At 60.6% G+C, this 23,435-nt stretch carries 14 protein-coding genes and 1 tRNA gene; 8 read left to right on the forward strand and 7 right to left on the reverse strand.

Translation table 11 applies throughout. From position 1 onward, the window contains the following. Positions 1–38 precede the first annotated feature (38 nt). The 5 genes from gltX to ACQQ92_RS04340 all read left to right on the forward strand — a co-directional run bounded on the left by gltX (position 39) and on the right by ACQQ92_RS04340 (position 7,291). Positions 39–1,514: a glutamate--tRNA ligase gene (gltX, locus tag ACQQ92_RS04320; RefSeq protein ID WP_427795876.1), complete on the forward strand. Its 1,476-nt coding sequence runs from the start codon at positions 39–41 to the stop codon at positions 1,512–1,514. Between the two features lie 70 nt (positions 1,515–1,584). Beyond that, a complete protein-coding gene (gene priA, locus ACQQ92_RS04325) occupies positions 1,585–4,056 on the forward strand; it encodes a replication restart helicase PriA (RefSeq protein ID WP_427795877.1) in 2,472 nt (823 codons plus the stop codon). Between the two features lie 18 nt (positions 4,057–4,074). Next, positions 4,075–4,611 (forward strand): peptide deformylase, encoded by a 537-nt coding sequence (gene def / locus ACQQ92_RS04330; RefSeq protein WP_118449363.1) that lies wholly within the window; start codon positions 4,075–4,077, stop codon positions 4,609–4,611. Positions 4,612–4,973: 362 nt separating this feature from the next. Next, entirely contained in the window at positions 4,974–5,894 is a 921-nt protein-coding gene (fmt, locus tag ACQQ92_RS04335; protein ID WP_427795878.1) for a methionyl-tRNA formyltransferase, read from the forward strand. Beyond that, complete coding sequence (locus ACQQ92_RS04340; protein WP_427795879.1) at positions 5,891–7,291, forward strand: RsmB/NOP family class I SAM-dependent RNA methyltransferase; 1,401 nt, start codon at positions 5,891–5,893, stop codon at positions 7,289–7,291. Before fmt ends, ACQQ92_RS04340 begins: the two co-directional genes overlap by 4 nt. Before the next feature lie 390 nt (positions 7,292–7,681). On the opposite strand, the gene ACQQ92_RS04345 is transcribed toward ACQQ92_RS04340, so the two are convergent. The 7 genes from ACQQ92_RS04345 to glgB all read right to left on the reverse strand — a co-directional run bounded on the left by ACQQ92_RS04345 (position 7,682) and on the right by glgB (position 21,205). Next, positions 7,682–7,918, reverse strand: a complete 237-nt coding sequence (locus ACQQ92_RS04345) for an FmdB family zinc ribbon protein (protein ID WP_154518065.1) — start codon at positions 7,916–7,918, stop codon at positions 7,682–7,684. An 88-nt stretch (positions 7,919–8,006) separates the two neighbouring features. Then, positions 8,007–11,303, reverse strand: coding sequence for a 4-alpha-glucanotransferase (locus tag ACQQ92_RS04350; protein WP_427795880.1), 3,297 nt, complete (start codon positions 11,301–11,303; stop codon positions 8,007–8,009). 219 nt (positions 11,304–11,522) lie between these two features. Then, positions 11,523–13,928, reverse strand: a complete 2,406-nt coding sequence (gene glgA / locus ACQQ92_RS04355) for a glycogen synthase GlgA (RefSeq protein ID WP_427795881.1) — start codon at positions 13,926–13,928, stop codon at positions 11,523–11,525. A gap of 90 nt (positions 13,929–14,018) precedes the next feature. Continuing rightward, a complete protein-coding gene (glgD, locus tag ACQQ92_RS04360) occupies positions 14,019–15,146 on the reverse strand; it encodes a glucose-1-phosphate adenylyltransferase subunit GlgD (protein ID WP_427795882.1) in 1,128 nt (375 codons plus the stop codon). A gap of 4 nt (positions 15,147–15,150) precedes the next feature. Continuing rightward, positions 15,151–16,299, reverse strand: a complete 1,149-nt coding sequence (locus ACQQ92_RS04365; protein WP_427747384.1) for a glucose-1-phosphate adenylyltransferase — start codon at positions 16,297–16,299, stop codon at positions 15,151–15,153. Between the two features lie 105 nt (positions 16,300–16,404). After that, entirely contained in the window at positions 16,405–18,831 is a 2,427-nt protein-coding gene (locus ACQQ92_RS04370) for a glycogen/starch/alpha-glucan phosphorylase (protein ID WP_427747385.1), read from the reverse strand. A 94-nt stretch (positions 18,832–18,925) separates the two neighbouring features. Then, positions 18,926–21,205: a 1,4-alpha-glucan branching protein GlgB gene (glgB, locus tag ACQQ92_RS04375; protein ID WP_427793556.1), complete on the reverse strand. Its 2,280-nt coding sequence runs from the start codon at positions 21,203–21,205 to the stop codon at positions 18,926–18,928. Positions 21,206–21,536: 331 nt separating this feature from the next. Here glgB and ACQQ92_RS04380 point away from each other — a divergent pair, with 331 nt between their 5' ends. The 3 genes from ACQQ92_RS04380 to ACQQ92_RS04390 all read left to right on the forward strand — a co-directional run bounded on the left by ACQQ92_RS04380 (position 21,537) and on the right by ACQQ92_RS04390 (position 23,192). Then, positions 21,537–22,226, forward strand: coding sequence for an HAD family hydrolase (locus ACQQ92_RS04380; RefSeq protein ID WP_427793525.1), 690 nt, complete (start codon positions 21,537–21,539; stop codon positions 22,224–22,226). Positions 22,227–22,235: 9 nt separating this feature from the next. Next, positions 22,236–22,904 carry a thiamine diphosphokinase gene (locus ACQQ92_RS04385; protein WP_427793523.1) on the forward strand — a complete coding sequence of 223 codons (669 nt, stop codon included), beginning with the start codon at positions 22,236–22,238 and terminating at the stop codon, positions 22,902–22,904. Positions 22,905–23,116: 212 nt separating this feature from the next. After that, positions 23,117–23,192, forward strand: a tRNA-Ala gene (locus ACQQ92_RS04390). Positions 23,193–23,435 lie beyond the last annotated feature (243 nt).

The raw sequence follows: 23,435 nt of genomic DNA on the forward strand, positions 1-23,435 counted from the left end.
TGCGGTTAGACATCCATCCTGCAATCGAGGAGATTTCCATGGCATCAGACGTTCGCGTCCGCTTTGCACCCTCACCGACGGGCAAGCTGCACATCGGCGGCGCCCGCACCGCTATCTATAACTGGGCTTTTGCCCGCGCAAACGGCGGCACGTTCATCCTGCGCATCGACGACACCGATCCCACCCGCTCTACCGACGAGAACACGCAGATCATTCTGCGCGCTATGCGTTGGCTGGGCTTGGACTGGGACGAGGGCCCCGAGGTTGGCGGCGACTTTGGCCCCTATGCCCAGACCGAGCGCCTGGACCTGTACAAGCAGGCCGCCCAGAAGCTTTGGGACGAGGGCAAGGCCTATCCCTGCTTCTGCACCAAGGAGCAGCTCGAGGCCGACCGTAAGGCCGCCCAGGAGCGTAAAGACCCCTTCCAGGGCTATCAGCGCCGCTGTCGCGATCTCGATCCCGAGGAGGCACGCCGCCGCATCGAGGCCGGCGAGCCCTACGTCCTTCGCATCAAGGTGCCCGAGGACCGCGGCGATGTCGTCATCCACGACGCCGTCCACGGCGAGGTGACCTTCGACGCCAAGGAGCTCGACGACTTTGTCATCTTCCGCTCCGATGGCACGCCCACGTATAACTTCGCGACTGTCGTCGACGACGCCATGATGAAGATCACCCATGTCATCCGCGGCGACGACCATCTGTCCAACACCCCGCGCCAGGTCATGGTTTACGAGGCCCTCGGCGCCCCCGTTCCCACATTCGCCCACATCTCCATGATCTTGGGTGCCGACGGCAAGAAGCTCTCTAAACGCCACGGCGCCACCTCGGTGGAGGAGTACCGCGACGCCGGCTACCTGTCCGACGCGTTCGTTAACTACCTGGCGCTGCTCGGCTGGTCGCTCGACGGCGAGACCACGATCATCCCGCGCGATGTTCTGGCCAGTAAGTTCTCGCTCGACCGCATTTCCAAGAACCCGGCGACCTTCGACCCCAAAAAGCTCGACTGGGTCAATGCCGAGTACATCAACAACATGTCCGACGCCCAGTTTGCCGACGAGATCATGGTCCCTGAGCTGCACGAGGCCGGTATGATCGAGGGTAACATCGAGTACGGCGAGGACTGGATCGACGCGCTTGCCGCCATCGTCAAGCCGCGCACCAAGATGCCGGCCGACGCCGTGACCGTCGCCGCTCCCATCTTTGCCACGGCCGAGACGCTCGAGTATGACGAGAAGTCTGTCAACAAGGGTCTGGCCAAGGAAGGCATGGGCGCCATTCTGGATGCCGCCAAGGCCGCGCTCGAGGGCGTGGATGAGTGGACGGCCGCCAACATCGATGCCGCGCTTGAGCCGCTGCCCGAGCAGATGGACCTCAAGAAGCGCGTGGTGTTCCAAGCTGTGCGCGTCGCCGTCTGCGGTAACATGGTGAGCCCCCCGCTGGGCGAGACCATGGCGCTCGTCGGCCGCGACGACTGCCTGGCGCGTATCGACCGCGCCCGTACGATGGCGCTGTAGCAGCTGCGTAAACGCATGTATCCGAGCCCCGTTCACCCGAGCGGGGCTCTTGTTTCTAAAGACGTATGGGATGGGAGGTACAGAGACCATGGCCGAGCAACTGTCGCTGTTTGGTTCGCCGGAACCTAAGGAAGCTCCGAAGTCCGCGGCCCCTGCCGCCGCCCCGGCGCAGCCCGAGCCCGCACCCGAACCCGTCTCCGCCTACGCGAGCGTGGTCCTCGACATCCCGACCCGTGCGCTCTCCGAGCCCTTCGACTACGGCATCCCACAGTCCCTTGCCAACGATGCCCAGATCGGGTCCACGGTCCTGGTCCACTTTGGCAACCGTGCGGCCGCGGGCTATATCGTCGATATCGCGCCCGAGCTGGGCGACCTGCAAGGCAACGACACCCTCGACCCCTTGCGCATCAAGCCCATCGAGGCCATCCTCAGCAAGCCGCTCTTTACCGCCGAGGCTGCACGCATTGCGCGCTGGATGAGCCACGAGTACGTCGCGACGCTTTCCGAGTGTCTGCGTCTGTTCTTGCCTCCGGGCGGTAGTCGGCGTGTCGTGAAGGGCGATGACGGCGTGTGGACCGTTGAGCGCCCCGCCGTAAAACCCATCCAAAACCGTTGGGTCATGCTCACGCCCGAGGGTTTCGACTACACGCCGCCCAAGACAGCGGTCCGTCAGCGTCAGCTCATCGACGCGCTCCAATGCGGCCCGGTCACGACGCGCGACCTCAACCTGCTCTACAACAGCATGTCGGCGACTATTAAAGCGCTCGAAAAACGCGGCGTCGTGGTGGTGGAGGAGCGCCGCGCCTGGCGTGGGTGTAGCGAGCAGACCACGTTGTCCTCGGCAAGCGGCAAGGCGCCGGTTTCTCTCACCAACGGCCAGCAGCAGGCGCTCGCCCAGATTGAACGCGCCCGCCTTGATGCCCATGGCGACGTGGTCCTTGTCGATGGCGTCACCGGTTCCGGTAAAACCGAGGTTTACCTCTCGGCGATTGAGCGCGTGCTGGCGGCCGGCCGTTCGGCCTGCGTGCTCGTGCCCGAGATCTCGCTGACGGCCCAGACCGTCGGCCGCTTTCGCTCGCGCTTTGGCGAGACGGTCGCGGTCTTCCACTCGCGTCTTTCGGCCGGCGAGCGTCTGGACCAGTGGGATATGGTTGCCAGCGGTGCCGCGCGCGTGGTCGTGGGCGCCCGCTCGGCGCTCTTTTGCCCGCTCAGCGATCTTGGCCTCATCATCATCGACGAGGAGCACGAGACCAGCTACAAGCAGGGCTCCAGCCCGCGCTACCATGCGCGCGAGGTGGCTGCCGAGATGGCGCGCCGCTATCGGTGCCCGCTCGTGTTGGGCTCCGCCACGCCCTCGGCCGAGGCCCTCGACCGCTGTCGCCGCGGTATGTACAACGGTGCCACCTGGACGCGCGTCGAGATGCCCGAGCGCCCGGGACACGCCGTGCTGCCCACGGTCCGCATTGCCGACCTACGCCGCGAGTTCGCGCACGGCAGCCGCTCCATGTTCTCTAAACCGCTGATGGAGGGCTTGGAACGCGTGGTCGAGCGCCGCGAGAAGGCCGTACTGCTGCACAACCGCCGCGGTTTTGCGCCGTTTTTGATGTGCCGTGAGTGCGGCTGCGTCCCCACCTGCAACCACTGTTCTACCGCGCTCACGTACCACGAGCGCACGCACACACTGCAGTGCCACACCTGCGGATCGTCCTGGCGCGTGCAGCCCTATCCGGCGCACACGAGTCGCTGTCCCAAGTGCGGCAGCCGCTACCTGGCAAAAATGGGCCTGGGTACGCAGCAGATCGAGGACGCCCTGCACCAGATGATGCCCGACGACGTCGCCATCATTCGCATGGACGCCGATTCCACACGCGGCAAGGACGCGCACAAAAAACTACTCGAGCAGTTCGATGCCGCCGATTGCGCGGTGCTGCTGGGTACCCAGATGATTGCCAAGGGCCTCGATTTTCCCGAGGTCACGCTCGTGGGCGTGGTCAATGCCGACTTTGCGTTAAAGCTGCCCGATTTTAGGGCGGGGGAGCGCGCCTACGATTTGCTGGAACAGGTCGCCGGCCGCGCCGGTCGCGGCGATCGTCCCGGCGAGGTTATCATCCAGACGTATCTGCCCGAGGACCCGGTCATTCGCGCCGTTGCCGAGCACGACCGCTCGATCTTTACCGACTACGACCTGGACCAGCGCCGAGACGCGTTGTACCCGCCTTTCGTGCGTCTTGTCAACATTTTGGTGTGGTCGGCGAATCGTGATAATGCACAGGACTACATTGGGCGCATCGCAAAGCTTCTCAAGCGCCGCTGGCATGCCGCCGCGCCTGACTTTTTGCGGGCGGGGAGCGCCGTGCCCCAGGTGCTTGGTCCGGCTTCGTGTGTAATCGAGAGAGCCAAGGACCGTTACCGCTTCCATCTGCTTGTAAAGTCGCCGGTAGGGTACCATGTCTCTGATGATATCGACGCCTGCCTCAAAGAGGTGGGCTCCGTGCGCGGCGTGAGCGTGAGCGTTGACGTCGATGCCTATGATTTGATGTAACAACCCGAAAGGATGGCCATGGAAGCCAACGGAATCGTATTGTCGCCCGACCCTCGTCTGCGCCAAGAGTGCGCCGTCATCGAGGAGATCACCCCGGCGATCGAGGCGCTTGCCGAGAAGATGAAGAAGATGATGTTCGACAACGGCGGTTGCGGCCTGGCTGCCCCGCAGATCGGTGAGCTCATCCAGCTCGTTACCATCGACTGCGACTACACCGACAAGAACGACTATGACCCGTACGTGCTCATCAACCCTGTCATTGTTGAGCAGAGTGACCATCTGGTGCCGTTTAGCGAGGGCTGCCTGTCCATTCCCGGCATTAGCTGCGAGATCGAGCGTCCCGACCATGTTGTTGTCGAGGCATACGATCTGGACGCCAACCTGATTCGCTATGAGGCCTCAGGCGACCTGTTCTGCGTGTGCCTGCAGCACGAGATCGATCACCTGCACGGCAACACCATGTTCGAGCGACTCAAGCCGATGCAGCGCATCAAGGCCGTCAAGGAGTACCAGGACGCCCTGGCCCGCGGCGCTCGACCGGGCGAGACGGAGTAGGTCCCACCGTCCCCTTCCGCCGCAGGGCTTAGGTTTTGCTCCATGCTCAAACAGTCCTGCTCGCACGAAGAGCACATTAAGTGCTCTTCGGCTCGTGCGGAACTGCGCGTGGAGCAATAACCTAAGCCCTGCGGCGGAAGGGGACTGTGTTTTCGTGCTCCTCTTCGCTCGGGTGCCGTCGGGCCAGGGAGGGGCGTCTTCGCTGATAATTGCTTTGTTGGAAGAGCTGCTTTTATTGCGGCTCTTTCTTTGGTTTTGGGTATATTTGTTTTTGTTGAAATGTTATTGCGGATGGGCTGGCGACTTGGCTTTCCGCTGTTATTTGTAGCCGTCTCGGTTTTGTTTGAGGGGAGACGTTCTTTATGCGTATTGTGTTTATGGGTACGCCCGATTTCGCGGTGTCGTCGCTTACTTCGCTTGTTGAGGCTGGGAATGAGATTACGCTGGTAATTACGCGTCCCGATGCTGTTCGCGGGCGTGGTAAAAAGCTGGAGCCGTCTCCTGTTAAGGCCAAGGCGCTTGAGCTTTGTCTGCCCGTTGTTGAGGCAAATCGTATGACGCCGGATGTTATTGATCGGCTTAAGGCTGCTGATGCCGATATTTTCTGTGTGGCTGCCTATGGCTGCATTTTGCCCGATGAGGTGCTGCATATGGCGCCGCTCGGTATTGTGAATGTTCATGCTTCGCTGCTGCCCCGTTGGCGTGGTGCTGCTCCCATTCAGCGTGCCATTCTTGCTGGTGACGAGGTTGCTGGCGTTTCCATTATGCGCATTGGCCATGGCGTGGATACGGGCGCTTATTGCGCCCAGGCGTCGACCTCGGTTGCCGGTAAACATGCCGAGGCACTGACCATGGAGCTTGGTGAGCTGGGCGGTAAGTTGCTTGCCGATACGCTTCCCTCGCTTGCCGACGGCTCGGCTGTTTGGACTGAGCAGGATGAGTTCCTTGTCACGCATGCTGCCAAGATTTCCAAGCAGGAGATGCGTCTGGATCCGCAGATGGGGGCGCTTGATTGCGTGCGTCATGTGCTTGCCTCTTCCGACACCGCTCCCGCTCGCTGCGTGATTGCAGGCAAGACCGTGCGCGTGCTCGATGCCGCGCCGGCAGATGTATCGCTTGGCGAGGGGCTCGTCGCCGTTCAGGCCAAGCGCGTCTACCTGGGCCTGTCCGATGGCGCGGTCGAACTGCTCGAGGTTAAGCCCGATGGTAAGCGTGCTATGGCTGCTTCTGCCTGGGCTGCCGGCCTGCAGGGTGCGGATCTTTCGTGGGGTGTTTTGTCATGAGTAAGCTTTCCCCCGCGCGCAAGCTCGCGCTTGATGTTTTGATGGAGGCCGATCGCCGCGGCATGTACGCGCGTGACGTGCTCTCGTCCCGTGCCTCGGCCAAGGCCATTGACCAGCGCGATTCTGCTTTTGCCGCTCGTTTGGCACTGGGCGTTGCAGCCACCCAGGGCATTTTGGATGAGCTGCTCGACCAGTTTCTCGATAAGCCCAAAAAGGTCGCGCCCCGTGTGCGCATGGCACTTCGCATCTCGGCCTTCGAGATGCTCTATCTGCATACCCCGGGTCGTGTTGCAGTGAGTCAGGGCGTTGAGCTCGTGCGCAGCGGTGCTAAGTCTGCCGCCGGTCTGGCGAACGCCGTGCTGCATAAGGTTGCGAACAACGTCGAGGACTTTGCCACTGCGGCGGATGCCGATGAGTCCGAGCGCCGTTTGGTTCGCCTATCTCGCCTGATGGGCATGCCGCGCTGGCTGTGCGCTCGCATTATGGCGTCGTTCGATACACCCGAGGGCGCGCTCGGCTTTGCCGGCAATCTGGCGCCCGCGCCGCTGGCTTTGCACGAGAATGCCTTTGCAACCAAACCCGATCCGTACATTTCGCAGCTTGTGACACCCGTGTTCCCGGGTTGCCATGCGCCGGTCGACGCGCAGGCCACGGTTGCGTCGGGTGTGTTTGAGCGCGCAGCTGCCGTGGCCTCGGACCTTAATGCCCAGCTGATCGCTACCGCGGCGACCCGTCCCGGGCGTTGTCTAGAGATTGGCGCCGGTCGTGGCACCAAGACCTATGTGATGATGTGCCAGGCCAAACGTGCCGGTTACGACCGTCAGCACACCGCACTCGATTTGCACGACCGCAAGTGCGACCAGAATCTCGCGCGCCTGCATAAGGCGGGTATAACGGGTGTTCGTACGGTGTCGGGCGATGCCTGCGAGCTCAATGAGGTGCTCACGTCCTTTGACGCGATGCTTGGCGAGCCTGCCCTGTTCGACACGGTGTTTATCGATGTTCCGTGCTCGGGCACCGGCACCATGCGCCGTCATCCCGAGATTCCCTGGCGCCTTGCAGAGGGCGACGTTACGACGGAGTTGCCCCGCCTGCAGCTGACGATGCTCAAGGAAGCAGCCGCGCGCGTGGCTGCCGGCGGTGAGCTTATCTATGCCACCTGCTCGGTCTTCGACGAGGAGAACACGCAGGTCGTTGATGCCTTCCTAGCCTCTCCCGAGGGCGCCGGCTTTACCGTGGCGCCGCTCTCCGAAGCCCAGATTCTGCAGCTCCCCGAGTACGATCATGCCAAGAGCCTCGTCACCCTGCGCCAAAACGCTCGAGGCCTCTTCCAAAGTGTGCCCGTTAATGCGGACTCCTACGACGGCCACTTCTGCGCCAGACTGGTCCGCAAGTAAAACGGATTCCAAGGATAGCTAATTTGGGACGGGGCTTTTTTAGCTGCCCTGGCCGCCAGTCGGCCAAACATTTGCGTTATCAGCTGGGGCAGCTAAAAAAGCCCCGTCCCAAATTAGCTACCCTACGTTTCAAGATGACCTGCCCGCCACGAAATGGGCCTATCTACTACATTAAACCCATTACCCTCAACCATGCCAAATTTAGCGAAATCAAAACCGCAGGTAGACGGCTCGTCGATTTTGTAAAAACGCAGGTGTGCTCGGACCATACGGGTCAAACGTAGTAGATAGGCCGTTTTCGTGGCGCAACCCCAGACCAGTCGCCGGGGCGTGGGACATTCCTGAAAAATTCGACCCCGCGATCGGGCTTGAACGCGGGGTCGCTTGTCGCTAGTGGTTATGTGGGCAGTCGGCGCAGCAGCCACTGGTGGCGCTGGTGCTGGACCCGCCACTGCGCTGGTCGGTGTTGTAGAAACCGCTGCCGTCGAACTTAATGCCGCTGGCCGAGAACGTCTTGGATGCCGGGGCGCCGCAGCTGGGGCATACGACCTCGGGAGTCTCGGACATGGGGTGCTCAACCTCAAAAACGTTGCCGCAGCTCGTGCACTTATATTCGTAGCGCGCCATAATACTTCCTTTTCAGCACAAAGCGGGCAGATCGCTCTGCCCGCAAAAATTCAAACAGCTGTAACTGTACCCCATATCGGGGGTTTTATCACGCTTCGCCCCAGAATCTATGGGTGCTGCGCAGGAGCTTCGCAGTTTTCTCTTCGGCCTCCGCAATGTCTGCCTCTTGTGCCTGCCACGTCCAGTTGCCTGTGGCTACACCCGGCACGTTCATACGTGCGTCGTCGCCCAGCCCCAGCACATCCTGCAGCGGGATCATCACCAGGGGAGCATCGCTTGCCAGGGCATTGCCCATGAGCTCGCTTGCTACCTCAGCACCGCTCGACTCGTCGCCGCCTGCAAAGGAGCGCGTGCACCAGCCAGCGAGCGTCGAGGTATCGTGCGTCGAGGTGTACAGGATTTTGCCCGGCGTGGGATGAATTCCGCAGCGAACGTCGTAGTCACTAAACTCCAGTACGTCCATGCCGGGAAAACCGCAGGTCGAAGCCATAGCGCGAACGCCAGGCGTCAGATAGCCCAGATCCTCGGCAATAAAATTGAGCGGACCCAGCTCGTCGTAGGCGGTCTGGAACAGGTCCTTGCCCGGACCAGCAAGCCAGCGGCCGTCGGCACAGGCTTTGCCAGCGGGAATGCTAAAGTAGTTGTGGAAGCCCAGGAAGTGGTCCAGGCGCACGCGGTCGTAGAGCGCGAACGCTCGGCGCAGGCGATCGAGCCACCAGCGATAGCCGCTCTCCCTCATGTGATCCCAGCGGAAGGTGGGGTTTCCCCACACCTGACCTTCGGGCGCAAAGTTGTCGGGTGGCGCACCGGATATCTCGATTGCCTTGCCGGTATCGGACAGCCAGAAGTTCTCGGGCTCGCTCCACGCATCTGCCGAATCGTCCGATACATACATCGGGATATCGCCGATGACCTCGATGCCCTTCTTGTGCGCATAGTTCATGAGCTCGCACCAGGCAAGGTCAAAGCGGTACTGCATGTACGCCTGAAGCTCGGCCTCGTCGTGGAAGCGCTTATCGTCGATCAGATGCTCGTTGTAGCGCGCGACATCTGCCGGCCAATTGTGGCGCGACTCGCCCTCAAAGTATTTCTTAACGGCCATGTAGACGCAGTACTTCTCGAGCCAATCGGCATTGCGATGTTTAAACGCGGTGTACAGCGGATCGGCATCTTCGCCACCGTGGGCCTTCCAAGAAGCGAAGTCGGCGGCCAGCTCCTCGTGACTCTCGGGCAGCAGGTCGATGTTACCCGCAAAAGCCGAGGGTCCGGCATAGGGGGAGCGGAAGAAATCCGTCGGGTTGACGGGCAGGACCTGCCAGTAGCGCATGCCCATGGCGGCCAGGTGGTCGATAAAGCGACGCGTGGGTGCGCCGATCGTACCCGGCTTGCCATCGTCAGTCGGCACCGAGGTGATGTGGCATACGACGCCCGCGCCATGATCGAGCGGCTCTTGCAGGCGCCTCTCGGCATGGTGATAGATGATCGAAGAGCCCAGCGGGTACAGGTCGAGCGTAACCGTGCCGTTGTGGATCTCGCACTCGTGGCCGCTGATCACGTCGCTCGCGCATTCACCGAGCGCTGGAATCGTCACGCGGTGCGAATTGCGCAGGCTGCGATTGACGATAACAGTCGCAGCCTCGCCGTCTTTGCCCGTGCGAGTGTAGGCTAGGACGTCGTCGTTAATCGCGAAGGCCTTGATCTCGCCGTCAACCATAAACGGCAACGCGCGGCGCAGGGCGGATGCGTTCTTCACGATGGCCAACGTATCGAAATCGTGAAGCTGATCCTTAGTCGGCAGGGTACGGCGGTTGCCCGGATCGGTGAGGCCCTCCAGGCCGTACTCATCGCCATAATAGATCGAGGGCACGCCGGGGAAGGTCATCTGCATGAGCGTCGCCAACCAAAAGCGCCTCTTGGCCAGGTCCATGGAGTTCTCGTCCAAGCGCCATTTGCTACGCTCGCTCTCGGGTAGCTGCGACTCGTCGGGACCACCGCCGAGTACCGAGATAATGCGCGGACGGTCGTGGCTCGAAAGCAGATTGAGCGCGCAGGCCAGTGCCTCGCGCGGGTAGTTCTCGCGCAGCGTCTCGATGTCCTCGGCAGCCTGATAGGCATCTCTGTAGCCCATCAAAAAGCCGATGACCATGTCGCGGAAGGGGTAGTCCATGGCGGAATCGAGTTCGGAGCCCTGCAGATAACGGCGCAGATGGCCATAGCTGATCTTGTTGGAGGCGTCCTCCCAGACTTCGCCGAGCAGCAGCGCATCGGGCTTCTCTTCGAGCACGGCGGCCTTGATATCGGCCAGGAAGTCATCGGAAAGCTCGTCGGCCACATCGAGTCGCCAGCCGTGGGCACCGGCGCGCAGACACTTGCGAATGACGCCGTCCTTGCCCAGAAGCTTTTTGCGCACGAGCTCGGAATTCTCGTTGAGGGCGGGCATGTTGCTCACGCCCCACCAGCAGTCATACGAACCGTCCTCGTGGAAGGTAAACGCATCGCGCCACGGGGAGTCCTCGCTCTGCCACGCGCCGACGCCGGGATAGTTGCCGTAGCGGTTAAAGTAGATCGAGTCGTCGCCCGTATGGTTGAAGACGCCGTCCAGGATGATGGAAATGCCGAGCTTCTCGGCCGCCTCGCATAGCTCCGTAAAGTCCTGCTCGGTTCCCAGAATCGGGTCGATCTTGGTGTAATCGGCCGTGTCGTAGCGGTGGTTGCTCGCGGCCTCAAAGATCGGGTTGAGGTAGATGGCCGTAAAGCCCAGCTCGGCGATGCGGGGCAGGTCATTTTGGATACCCTTGAGAGAGCCGCCGTAAAAATCCCAGGTCTTGATGGATCCGTCCTCGGTACGCTCGTACACAGGCGGCTCGTTCCAGTCCTCGACCATGCGACGCTGGATTCCCTTACGCGGTTTTTCGACCTCGGCCAGCGTGCGTTCGCGCCAGTTTTCGTCGCGGGCGTAGCGGTCGGGGAAGATCTGGTAGACCATGCCGTGCTCGTACCAGGCGGGACGGTTCTCGCGGTGCTTGTAGACGGTAATCTGGAAGGACGGAACCTCGGCGTAGTCGTATACAACGCCCTCGCCGCCGGTGCGACCCTGCGGCGCACCCAAGCGGACCTCGGGCTGGCCTTCGATATTGCATATAAAGCTGTACCATACAAGACAGGGCTCATCGCAGTTGAGCTCACCGGTAAAGATGCCATCGCCCTTGTGCTCCATGGGGATTAAGGTCTCTCCGATGCCGTCGACCCAGGTGCGCAGGGTGAGCGTTGCCTGGTTGGGGTCGGCATCCTCCAAAATCACCGAAAGCGAAACGGAAGTTCCAGTGGTCACAGCGCCAAAAGGAGTGCGAAACTGCGTCAGGCGGCTGTTGTGTATCAATCTCATAGTACGGTCCAGTTCTATACAATCATGGCCAGCGGGTCATGGGCTTAACGCACAGTGCATAAGTATATCCGTTGCACTTTAGTTGTATAAACTACAGTCGCTCACTATCGGCGAACGGTTGTCCTAGAAAATCGTTTTACCAACTATCTACAGAGAAGGGGCGCCCGGTTGGAGCGCCCCTTGTTTGGGGTTTTTATTAGGTTTTAGATCGTCTGTGGACTAGCGGCGCTTGCGGGTGGCCGTTGCCTTGCGGACGGAGGTCTTCTTGGTCGGAGCCTTTTCCTCGGCTGGAGCGGCGGGGGAGACCGGGGCCTTCTTGGCGGGTTCGGTCTTTGCCGTAGCCTTCGGAGTGGTCTTGACCTCGGCGGCCTTCGGTTCCGGCTCGGCCTTTACTGCGGGTTTGTCCTTGGCTTTAGCCTCTGCCTTGGGAGCGGCTGTCTTGGTCGTAGCCTTTTTGGCCGTTGTCGTCGCGCGCTTGCGTGTGGTGGTCTTGGCGGCCGGCTTTGCCTCGACCGTTGCCTCGGCCTTGGGCTCGGAGGGTGCCTCCTCGACCTTGACGGCGGGCTTTGCAGCAGCCTTCGGGGCCGTCTTCGCGGCGGCCTTCGTCGTAGCAGCCTTGGTCGCCGGCGACTTCGTAGCCGTGGCCTTCTTGGCGGTCGCAGTCTTGGTTGCGGTCTTGGTCGCGGTCGTCTTCTTGGCAGCGGTCTTGGCCGGAGCCTTTGCCGCGGTCTTAGCCTCAGCAGTGGCCTCGGCCTTTACCTCGGGAGCGGCCTCGGCTTCGATGGCCTTCTTGGCAGCGGCGGTCGTACGCTTACGCGTGGTGGTTGCCTTGGCAGTGGTGGTCTTGCTCGTAGCGGCCTTCGTGGTCGTGGCCTTCTTAGCCGTCGTCTTGCGGGTCGTCGTCTTCTTGGCGGCAGGCTTCGCCGTGGGTTTTACCTCGCCGCCGTCAGCCGGCTTCTCCTCGGACTTGGGCTCCTCGGCAGCAGCGGGCTCCTTAACGGGTGCCGCAGGCTCGGCCTCGGCAGCAGCGGGCTCCTTAACGGGTGCCGCAGGCTCGGCCTCAGCGGCAACCGGCTCCTTAACGGGTGCCACAGGCTCGGCCTCAGCGGTAGCGGGCTCCTCCACAGCCGCAGCAGCCTCCACTGCCACCGGCCTCTCAATCTCTGGGTGCATAAAGAAGTACAGGTCCAGATACTTATCGGCCGAACGTGTCCAGCTAAAGTCCTGGCTCATGGCCTGCGTGACCAGCTGATTCCAGGCCTCGCGGTTATCCCAGAACAGGCGAGCCGCGCGGAACACCGCGTCGCCCATCTCGTCGCCGTTAAAGTGACTAAATGAGAAGCCCGTGCCCTCGCCGGTAAACTCGTTGTACGGTTGCACGGTGTCCTTCAGGCCACCGGTCTCGCGCACAATGGGCAGGGTGCCGTAGCGCATGGCGATGATCTGCGACAGGCCACAGGGCTCAAACTTCGAAGGCATCAGGAACATATCGGCGGCGGCGTACATGCGCTGCGAAAGTGCCGGGTCAAACTCGATACGCGCCGCCATGGTGCCGGGGTATTTGCCCTGGAAGTAGCGCAGGCCGTCCTCGTAGTCGCGGTCGCCGGTACCCAGCACGGCCACCTGAACGCCACCGGACAGGATGCGGTCGAGCGCGTACATGACCAGGTCCATGCCCTTCTGTCGCGTCAGGCGCGTGACCATCACCATAAGCGGACGGTCGTCGCGAATCTCGAGCCCCAACTCCTCCTGCAGTTTGGCCTTGCATACGGCCTTCCCCGCACGGTCATCAACCGTGTAGTTGGCGGCAATGCGCTTGTCGGTCGCCGGATCAAAACCCACAACGTCAATGCCGTTGAGGATACCCTGCAGAGCGTAGGAACGCTCGCGCAGCACGCCGTCCAGTCCCTCGCCAAACTCGGGCGTCTGGATCTCGCTCGCATAGGTGGGGCTCACCGTGGTGATGGCATCGGCATAGTGCAGCGCGCCCAGCATATAGTTAATGCTGCAGGCGTCACAGCGCAACTGCGTGGCGGCTGCCGGAATATGCGCCATACCCAGTATGTCTTCCATCACGGTGTCGCTAAACTGGCCCTGGAACGCCACATTGTGGATCGAGAACACGGTCTTGACGCGGTCGTACAGCGGCAGGCCTTGGTAGAACTCTCGCAAGAACACGGGCGCCAGCGCCGTCTGCCAGTCGTTGCAGTGCAGGATGTCGCACTCAAAGCCTTCGGGCAGGTGCTGCAGGCTCTCGGTGATGGCCTTGGAGAAAAACGCGAAGCGCTCGCCGTCGTCAAAGAAGCCGTAGGGATAGTCGCGCGCAAAGTAGTGCTCGTTGTCCACGAACATATAGGTGACGCCGTCGTGCTCGAGCTTCTCCAACCCGCAGTACTCGTTGCGCCAGCTCAGGCTCACGTAAAAGTCGGCAAAGTGCTCCATCTGCGCCTTGTACTCGTCCTTGATGGTGGCGTACTTGGGCACCATCACAATGACTTCGGCGCCAGCGCGCACGAGTGCCGCAGGCAGCGAGCCCGCCACGTCACCCAAGCCACCGGTCTTAACAAACGGTGCGCACTCGGCCGAGGCAAACACGATCTGCATCTTTTTGCTGGTTTGTGCCATTTTGTCTCCCATGTTGCAATTCGAGAATAGTCGCCTGGCGCTAACCGGGCGACTATTCTACAAGTTACGTGCGATTATGTGGTGCCAACGTTAACGAGCGATGGTGGTATCGGAAGTTAACGGAGCCTTGCCCAGCACCAGGATGTTCTCGGGCGTACCGCGAAGCTCGGTGTTGGTGGGAACCACGTTGTTCTTGTCCAAGATGGCGTTCTCAACACGGGCGCCGCTCTTGATGATGCAGCTCTGGTTGATGATCGAGTTGGTCACCGAGGCGCCTTCCTCGATCACAACGCCGCGCGACAGGATCGAGTTGCGCACGGTGCCCTTGATGATGCAGCCGGCCGAGATGATCGAGTTGCAGGCGTGGCTGCCGGTCGCGTAACGCGAAGGCGGCACGTCGTGGGCCTTGGTCAGGATCGGGCGCTCGGGGTCAAAGAGCTGATCGGCAACGGTCTGGTCGAGCAGGTCCATGCTGCGACGGTACAGCGACTTCTCGCTAAACACGCCCACAACCTCGCCCTTGTACTTGTAGCTGCACACGTCGATGTTGCCAAAGTCGCCCTGGAGTGCCTCGAGCAGGTCCAGATAGTCGGCGGCCTGGTAGTGGTCGATAATCTCGAGCAGCGTCTCGCGGTTGACGATGCAGCAGTCCATAGAGGCGTTGTCGCCGTACGCGACGCCGGCGCTCACGCCCGTCAGGCGGCCGTTCTCGTTGATATCGAGCTTGGTCTCGTCTTCGATGTTGTGCGTGGCCTTGCAGTACACCACGGTCATCTGTGCACCGGATTTCTCGTGCGCCTCGATGATGGTGTTGAGGTCCATGTTAAAGATGACGTTGGTGCCCATCATCACAACATAGGGCTTGTCCGAGCGCTGGAACAGCGTCTTGTTGGAGATGATGTCGCGGAGCAAGAAGCGCATGCCGCCCTTGGTGGTGCCATACGCGTTGCCGGGCACCATGAACAGGCCGCCCTTCTTGCGGTCCAGGCCCCAGTCCTTGCCCGAGCCCACGTGGTCGATCAGCGAGCGGTAGTTGCCCGGCATGACAACGCCGACGGTCTTAATGCCGGCATTCATCATGTTGGACAGCGGAAAGTCGATCAGGCGGTAGCGGCCCAAAAACGGAATCGACGCGATGGGGCGATCCTTGAGCAGCACGCTGCCGTAGGTCGAAGAGTAGTTAGCGGTGATATAGCCGATGGCCTTGCGATTGATCATCGGATCATTCCCCCTTCCCGACAACGACGTCATTTCCAACGACGGCCGTATCCTTGGTGGTATCGACAGAGCCGAGCTTCACGCCCTCTTCGACCGTGGAGTTCTCGCCCAAAATAGCGCGGCAAATGTGCGCGCCGCTCTTAACGTGCGCACCCGGCAGCAGCACGGAGTCCTCGACCACGGCGCGCTCCTCAATGATGACATCGGTCGAAAGGATCGAGTGGCGAGCGGTGCCGTAGATCTTGCAGCCATTTGAGACCAGGCAGTCGTCCAGGCGACCGTCCGGGCCAATGTAGTGCGGCGGGCGCGTGGTGATGTTGGACATGATGGGGAAGCTCTTGTCAAACAGATCGAACTCGGGGTTGTTGCCCAGCAGGTCCATCGAGGTCTCGTGGAAGCTGGCGATGGTGCCAACATCCTTCCAAAAGCCGTGGAACTCGTAGCTGTACAGGCGCTTGTCCTCGGCGAGCAGCTTGGGGATGATGTCCTTGCCAAAGTCGTGGCTCGAGCGCTGGTCCAGAGCGTCCTCCTCGAGCGCCTTGACCAGCACGTCGGCCGAGAAGATGTAGATGCCCATGGACGCGAGGTTTGAATCGGGCTTCTCGGGCTTCTCCGTAAACTTGGTGATGCGGCCGTCCTCGGGGTCGGTGGTCAGGATGCCAAAGCGGCTGGCCTCCTCCCACGGCACGGGCATAACGCTCACCGTGAGGTCGGCGTTGTTCTCAATGTGCGTCTTGAGCATCTTGCGGTAGTCCATGCGATACAGATGATCGCCCGAAAGAATCAGGACGTACTTGGGGTCGTTGGACTTGATGTAGTCGAGGTTCTGCGTGATGGCGTCGGCCGTGCCCGCATACCATGCGCCACCGGTTTGCGTCTCGTACGGCGGCAGGATCGACACGCCACCGTCGCGGCTGTCCAGATCCCACGCCTCGCCAGAGCCCACGTAGGCATGCAGCAGATAGGGACGATACTGCGTCAGAACGCCCACCGTGTCGATGCCCGAATTGGAGCAGTTGGACAGCGAAAAGTCGATAATGCGGAACTTGCCACCAAAGCTAACCGCCGGTTTAGCGATCTTTTGGGTGAGTGCCCCCAATCGGCTTCCCTGTCCTCCTGCGAGGAGCATCGCGATGCATTCTTTCTTACTCATCGGTTTCTCCTTCTGTCATCGATGTTCCTAAACCCATTAGCGACGGGCGCGGCGCTCGGTCGCGCCCGTCGAGTAATGCCGTGCGGCAAAGGGAACTCGCGGCCTTTAAGCGTGCCAGATCTCGTCGCGGTACTCGCGAATGGTGCGGTCGCTCGAGAACCAGCCGCTCGAGGCGGTGTTGAGCAGCGCCTTGCGGTTCCAGGTCTCCTGGTCGCCATAGCTGCCCGTGAGCTTCTCCCATGCATCCACGTAGCTGCGGAAGTCTGCCATGACCAGGTCGGGGTCGTTGTTGTTCATAAGCTCGTTGTAGATGCTCTCAAAGTTGCCCGAAAGGCCGGCAAACGTGTTGTCCTTGAGCTCATCCATCACGCGGCCCAGACGTTCGCGATCATTGTTGAGCGTATCCCACGCAAAGTAGCTGTTCGATGCCCAGAGCTGCTCGACCTCGGGAGCGGTCAGGCCAAAGATCGCCTCGTTCTCGCGGCCGGCCAAATCGGCGATTTCGATGTTGGCGCCGTCGAGGGTGCCCAGCGTAATGGCGCCGTTCATCATGAGCTTCATGTTGGACGTGCCCGAGGCCTCCTTGCCAGCTGTGGAAATCTGCTCCGAAATCTCGGCGGCAGGGTAGATGAGCTGTGCGTTGCTCACGCGGAAGTTGGGGATAAAGCAGACCTTCATGACTTCGTTGACGCGCGGGTCGTTGTTGATAACCTCGGCAACGGAGTTAATGAGGCGGATGGTCTCCTTGGCAAAGGTGTAGCTCGAGGCAGCCTTGCCGCTAAAGATAAAGGTCGTCGGTGTCACGTGGAAGTTGGGATTGGCGATGCGACGGTTGTAGATGTCCATCACCTTCATGATGTTCATGAGCTGGCGCTTGTAGGCATGAAAACGCTTTACCTGAACATCGAAGACGGTGTTGGGGTCAATAACCAGACCGGTCTCTGCCTTAACGTAGGCGGCAAGGCGCTCCTTGTTGGCGCGCTTGGAGGCACCCACGGCCTTAAGGAACTCGGTGTCGTTCTGAAAACCTTTAAGTTTCTCAAGCTCAAAGGCGTCCTTGAGCCAGCCGTCGCCAATGGCCTCGGTCACGAGCTTGGCGTAAGTGGGGTTGGCCTCGGCAAAGAAGCGACGGTGCGAGATGCCGTTTGTCTTGTTGTTGAACTTCTCGGGCGTCAGGGCATAGAAGTCCTTGAGCACATTGTTCTTGATGATATCGGAGTGAATCTTGGCCACGCCGTTGACGCTGTGGCTGCAGATCACGGACAGGTTGGCCATGCGAACCTCGCCGTCCCATAGGATGGCGGTCTGGCGCAGACGCTCCTGCCAGCCCTCCTGCGTCGTATCGAACGACTCATGCCAACGACGGCTGATTTCGTCGATGATCTGGTACACACGGGGGAGGAGCTTGGAGAACGTGCCGATGGGCCACTTCTCCAGGGCCTCGGGCAGGATGGTGTGGTTGGTGTAGCTCACGACCTGCGTCACGATGTTCCAGGCGTCATCCCACTCGAGCTTCTTCTCGTCGATGAGGATGCGCATGAGCTCGGGGCCGCACATGGCGGGGTGCGTATCGTTGGTGTGGATGGCCACAAACTGCGGCAGCAGCTCCCAGTTCGCGCCGTGTTCCTTCTCAAAGGTGTCGAGCAGGCTATAGATACCGGCCGAGACAAACAGGTATTCCTGCTTCAGACGAAGCAGACGGCCGTGCTCGCCGGCGTCGTTGGGGTAGAGGATGGCGCTGATGGCCTCGGCCTCGGCGCGCTCGGCGTCGGCCAGGGCGTAGTCGCCGCGGTTGAAGGCCTCCAGATCGAAGTGCTCCTCGACCGGCTCAGCGGCCCAGACGCGCAGCTTGTTGACGGTCTCGCCGGCATAGCCCACCACGGGGATGTCGTAAGGGACGGCCAGGATGTCCTGCGTGTCCACGGTTCGATAGAACGTGCGGCCGTTCTCCTCAAAGCCCTCGACGCGGCCACCAAACTTAATGGTCACGGCCTTGTCCTGACGACGGACCTCCCAGGGATAGCCGTTGGTGAGCCACTCGTCGGTGGTTTCGACCTGGCTGCCGTTGACGATCTCCTGCTTAAACAGGCCGTAGCGGTAGCGCATGCCGTTGCCGTAGCCGGCAATGCCCTCGGCTGCCATGGAATCCAGGAAGCATGCGGCCAGACGACCCAGGCCACCGTTGCCCAGCGCCGGATCGGGCTCCTGGCTCTCGATGACGGACAGGTCAAGGCCCATATCGTCGAGCGCCTCGGCGACCATGTCGCGCACGCCAAAGTTGAGCAGGTAGTTGTCGAGAAGGCGGCCGATCAAAAACTCAATCGAGAAGTAGTACACGCGCTTCTTGCCCTCGGCGGTGGCGCGGGCGTCGCTCTTGGTGGCAACGGTGCGCGCCTTCTCGGCCACGAGCTTGGCCAGGGCGTTAAAGCGATCCAGATCGCTGGCTGCCTCGACGCTCTTGCCGCTAATGCTCATGACGGCATCGCGATAGAGCTCGGTAAACTCCTGCTTGTTGTCGAAGATCTTATTCATACGTTCCTTTCCCCCGGGGATGTTTCTCCCGGAACGGTCGTGACTTGTATCCTACGCCCCGCTGGGACGGGTAATTACAGCTGTAACGGCTTTGTTACGCATCCTTAGGTGACGACTTAACAGAAGCAGACTTGGCTTTGGTAGCGGCCTTCTTGGCGGCCGGCTTCTTGGTCGCGGTAGCCTTGGCAGCGGGCTTTGCGGCGGCCTTAGCCTTGGCCTTGGTCGTCGTAGCCTTCGCCTTGGCCGGAGCCTTCTTGGCGGCCGCTGGCTTGGGCTTCACCGAGGACGCACGCTTGCGGGTCGCCTTCTTGGGCTCCTCGACCACGGGCGGCTTATAGCTGCTGGGGCCGCGACGCTTAAGCACCACGCCTGCCAGGCTGGGCACCTTAATTTCGATGGAGTCCATCTGCCCGTTCCAGGGATAGGGCTCGCTCGAGCAGGTGTAGGGCTCCTCGCCAGCATAGCCGCTGCCGCCAAACTCGGGACGGTCGGAGTCAAAGATGACCTCCCAGTCGCCCTCACGCGGCACGCCCACTCGGAAGCTCTCGTAGGCCGCCGGGTCAAAGTTGATCAGGATCACGAGGTCGTCATCGACGTCCTCGCCCTGACGCACAAAGCTCACGATGGACTGCTTGGAGTTGTCCGCGTCGATCCAGGTAAAGCCGTCGTCGTTGTAGCCGCGCTCGTACAGGGCGGGCTCGGCGGTATACAGGTGGTTGAGCGCCTTAATGAACGCCTGATGGTGTGCATGGGTCTCATACTGCTCGGTCAAGAACCACTGAATAGATTCGTAGTAGCGCCACTCGATAAACTGGCCGATCTCGTTGCCCATAAAGTTGAGCTTGGCACCGGGGTGCGTCATCTGGTAGAAGGCGAGCGTGCGCAGGCCGGCAAACTGGCGCCACCAGTCACCCGGCATGCGGCCGATGAGCGAGCACTTGCCGTGCACGACCTCGTCGTGGCTCAGCGGGCAGATAAAGTTCTCGGTAAAGGCGTACATGATGGAGAACGTGAGCAAGCCATGGTTGCCGGGGCGCCACGGAAAATCGGTCTGCATGTAGTGCAGGGTGTCGTTCATCCAGCCCATGTCCCACTTGTAGTGGAAGCCCAGGCCGCCGTCCTGCGGCGGATAGGTCACAAGCGGCCACGCGGTGGACTCCTCGGCCATCATCATCACGTCGGGGTAGTGCGCTTCTACAGCGCAGTTGACCTGACGGATAAACGCGCTGGCGTCCAGGTCCTCCTCGGTACCGTACTTGTTGAACTTCTTTTGGCCAGGATCGTCAATGCCAAAGTTGAGGTACAGCATGCTGGACACACCGTCCATGCGAATGCCGTCCACATGGAAGTTCTCGATCCAGTACAGCACGTTGGAGACCAAGAAGGAGCGGACCTCGCCGCGGGCGAAGTCAAACTTGTGCGTGCCCCAGTTGGGGTGAATCTCGTGCTCAAACAGCATGTGGCCGTTAAAGGTGGCAAGGCCGTGGGAGTCGGCGCAAAAACCGCCGGGCACCCAGTCCATGATCACGCCGATGCCCGCCTCGTGGCAAGCATCGATAAAGTGCATGAGCTGCTGCGGGTTGCCGTAGCGCGACGTAGCGGCAAAGTATCCGGTCGTCTGGTAGCCCCAGGAGCCATCGAAGGGGTGCTCCATAAGTGGCATGACCTCGATATGCGTGTAGCCCATATCGCGCACGTAGTCCACGAGCTCCACCGACAGGTCGTCGTAGGTGTAAAACTCGCCGCGCTGCGCAGGGAAGGGGTCCATGGGACCGGGGTAGTTGCCGTACTCGTCCGGCTCGCCCTGTGGCTCGTCTCCGTGGCGCTTCCACGAGCCAATATGCACCTCGTAGATGTTGAGCGGCTGCGACATGTGGTTGTGGCCGGCGCGGCGCTTGAGCCACGCGGCGTCGTTCCACTGGTAGCCATCGAGAGTCCACAGCACGCTCGCCGTTCCCGGAGGGCACTCGGCCTTAAAGGCGTACGGATCGGCCTTGTAGAGCTTTTCGCCCTCGTTGGTCTCGATGAGGTATTTATAGAGCTGCCCCTGCTCGGCGCCAGGAATAAAGCCTTCCCAGATAGCGCTCGTGTGTACGGGCACCAGCGGGTTGGCTTGTTCGTCCCAATTGTTGAATTCACCGATAACGTGGACGCTCTTAACGTCGGGCGCCCATACGCAAAAACGCCAGCCGCGCGTGCGCTGCTGCGTGTCGGGATGCGCGCCCATCTTTTCCCAGCTGCGCTCCCACATTCCAATGCCAAACAGATAGACATCGTCCTTGGTGAGCTCCGGTGCGTGCGGGGCGGTTTTACGGGTAGCGGGCTTTTTGGTTGCTGGCTTTAGCTTTGTATCGCTCACGTTTGATCCCATCATGACGCGGCAGCGTGTTGCCTTGGTGACTAGATGCGAAAGGTCCAAGGCTGCACGAATCGAAGGGACGGCGATAGCTCTATGATTCGTCCCACCTCGCGTGCTCGGTGGAACTTTCGGCAAAAACCACAATAACACCTGTCCGTTACTTTTATGGACGAAAGTGGATTTACGGTGGCGTTTAATCGGTGAGCGCCATGTTTATGCCACTGACAGAATTGCGATGGTAAAACTCTTGACAGTTTTACCAATTAGGGTTTCAAAATTTTTAGATTTACGTTTGGTAAAACGTTTTTAGCAGGTTGTTTACCATTTGACATTGAAAGGTTTGCGAATGAACCACACAGCCGCCTCTAATGTTGCTTTTATTTTTGATTGCGACGGCACACTGGTAAATAGCACCCCCGTTTGGGCCTATGCCCAGCCCGAACTATTGCGGCGTCACGGCATTGATGTAACGATTGACGATTTTGCCCAGTTTGAGCATTTGTCGCTCGAGGACGAGTGCCAGGCCTACCACGACACGTGGGGCATTGGCGAAAATGGCGAGGAGCTGTATCGCGAGCTGAGCGACATCCTGATCGATGGCTACTCCAAGGTGCCGCCGCGCGAGGGGCTCCTGGCATTTTTGGAGCAGGCGAAGTCGGCCGGCATTGCCATGTGCGTGGCCACGTCCACGCCGGCCGAGCTGGTGCAGTCCGCACTCGCGGGTGCGGGGCTCGACGCCTATATGGAGTTTATTACCACGACGGGCGAGGCGGGCCGCTCCAAGCAGTTCCCCGATGTGTACGAGCTGGCGCTGCGCCGCCTTGAGGAGCGCCACGGGCACCAGTTTGAGCGCGCGTGGGTGTTTGAGGACGCGGTCTTTGGCCTTAAGAGCTCTGGCACTGCAGGCTTTAAGCGGGTGGGCATTTATGACCCACACGGCCGTATGGAGCGCGACGAGGTTCGCGATAACTGCGATATCTTTATCGATAGCTATGAGGACCTGGATCTGGCCCGTGTGCTTGCGTTTAAGGGCTAGGCGAGGGCCGTGGCTTGCAAGGTATTAGTTGTTTGCGGCTCGCCGGTGGTGGCGAGCGCGGATCTGTTGCGTCGACTAGCGGGGGAGTGCGACCACGTTGTCGCCGTGGACCGCGGGCTCGACGCGCTGCTGGGCGCTGGCCTGAGTTGCGACGTGTATGTAGGAGATGCCGACACGGTGAGCGACACCGGTCGCGCGTTGGTCGACGCCGCCGAGGCCTTTGAGGTAGAGCGCCACGACCCCTACAAGGACTATACCGATCTGGCGCTGGCGCTCGATTCCGTCCGACGCCGCTGGCCGGGTGCCGAAGTGGTTGCGACCTGCGCCACCGGCGGTCGCCCGGACATGGCCCTGTCTGTGTTAGGACTACTGGCAGGCTATGCGGACGCCCCCGTCTGGATCGAAGAAGACGAAGTGACGGCCAGAATCCTGCACCAGGACGAGACCTTGACCATCGAGGGTGCCGAGGGCAAAACCTTCTCCATCATCGCCATAGCTCCTGGGACAGTAGTAAGCGAACACGGTCTCGAGTGGGAACTGGACCACAGCCCTCTAGGCCTGTTAGCTGACACGGGCATCTCTAATGTCGTAAGGAAAACGGCCAAGATTCAAGTCCACCAAGGCATCGCAATCGGTTTTTTATACCGTGAGGGTTTTATCGGGACGGTGGGCGAGTAGGCAATCGCCGCGTGAGGGTTTTATCGGGACGGTGGGCGAGTAGGCAATCGCCGCGTGAGGGTTTTATCGGGACGGTGGGTTAATTGACTGATTTTGCCAAAGTCAAAATCAGTCAATTCAGCCCCGTCCCAGGAAAACCCGTAAGTAAGAAGATCAAGCCAAAAAACTTCTTGCACAACCAAGGATCTTACCCTATAATATCTCCTCGTCACGGGGGCGTAGCTCAGCTGGGAGAGCGCTTGACTGGCAGTCAAGAGGTCAGGGGTTCGATCCCCCTCGTCTCCACCATCGTGAATGCAAAGGCCTTCGGAAAACCGGAGGCTTTTTTTCTTATAAAGAGGCTCAATTGGTTGACTGTGTTCGCGGCGGGCGTTTCGGCGCAAGTCTATAAAAAGGTTTAATCATTTCAATAAATGGCGGCGTGGTCCAGCGGGATTTACGAGTACGAGCATCCCAAGATCTTCGACACCTATTACGAGAAGGTCTTGCCGTATGAAAATTGGTTTAGCTGCTGGTTAAGACGACGAGTGT

The organism is Collinsella sp. SGI.241, from assembly GCF_050312955.1.
In the GTDB taxonomy this organism is placed as follows: Bacteria; Actinomycetota; Coriobacteriia; order Coriobacteriales; family Coriobacteriaceae; genus Collinsella.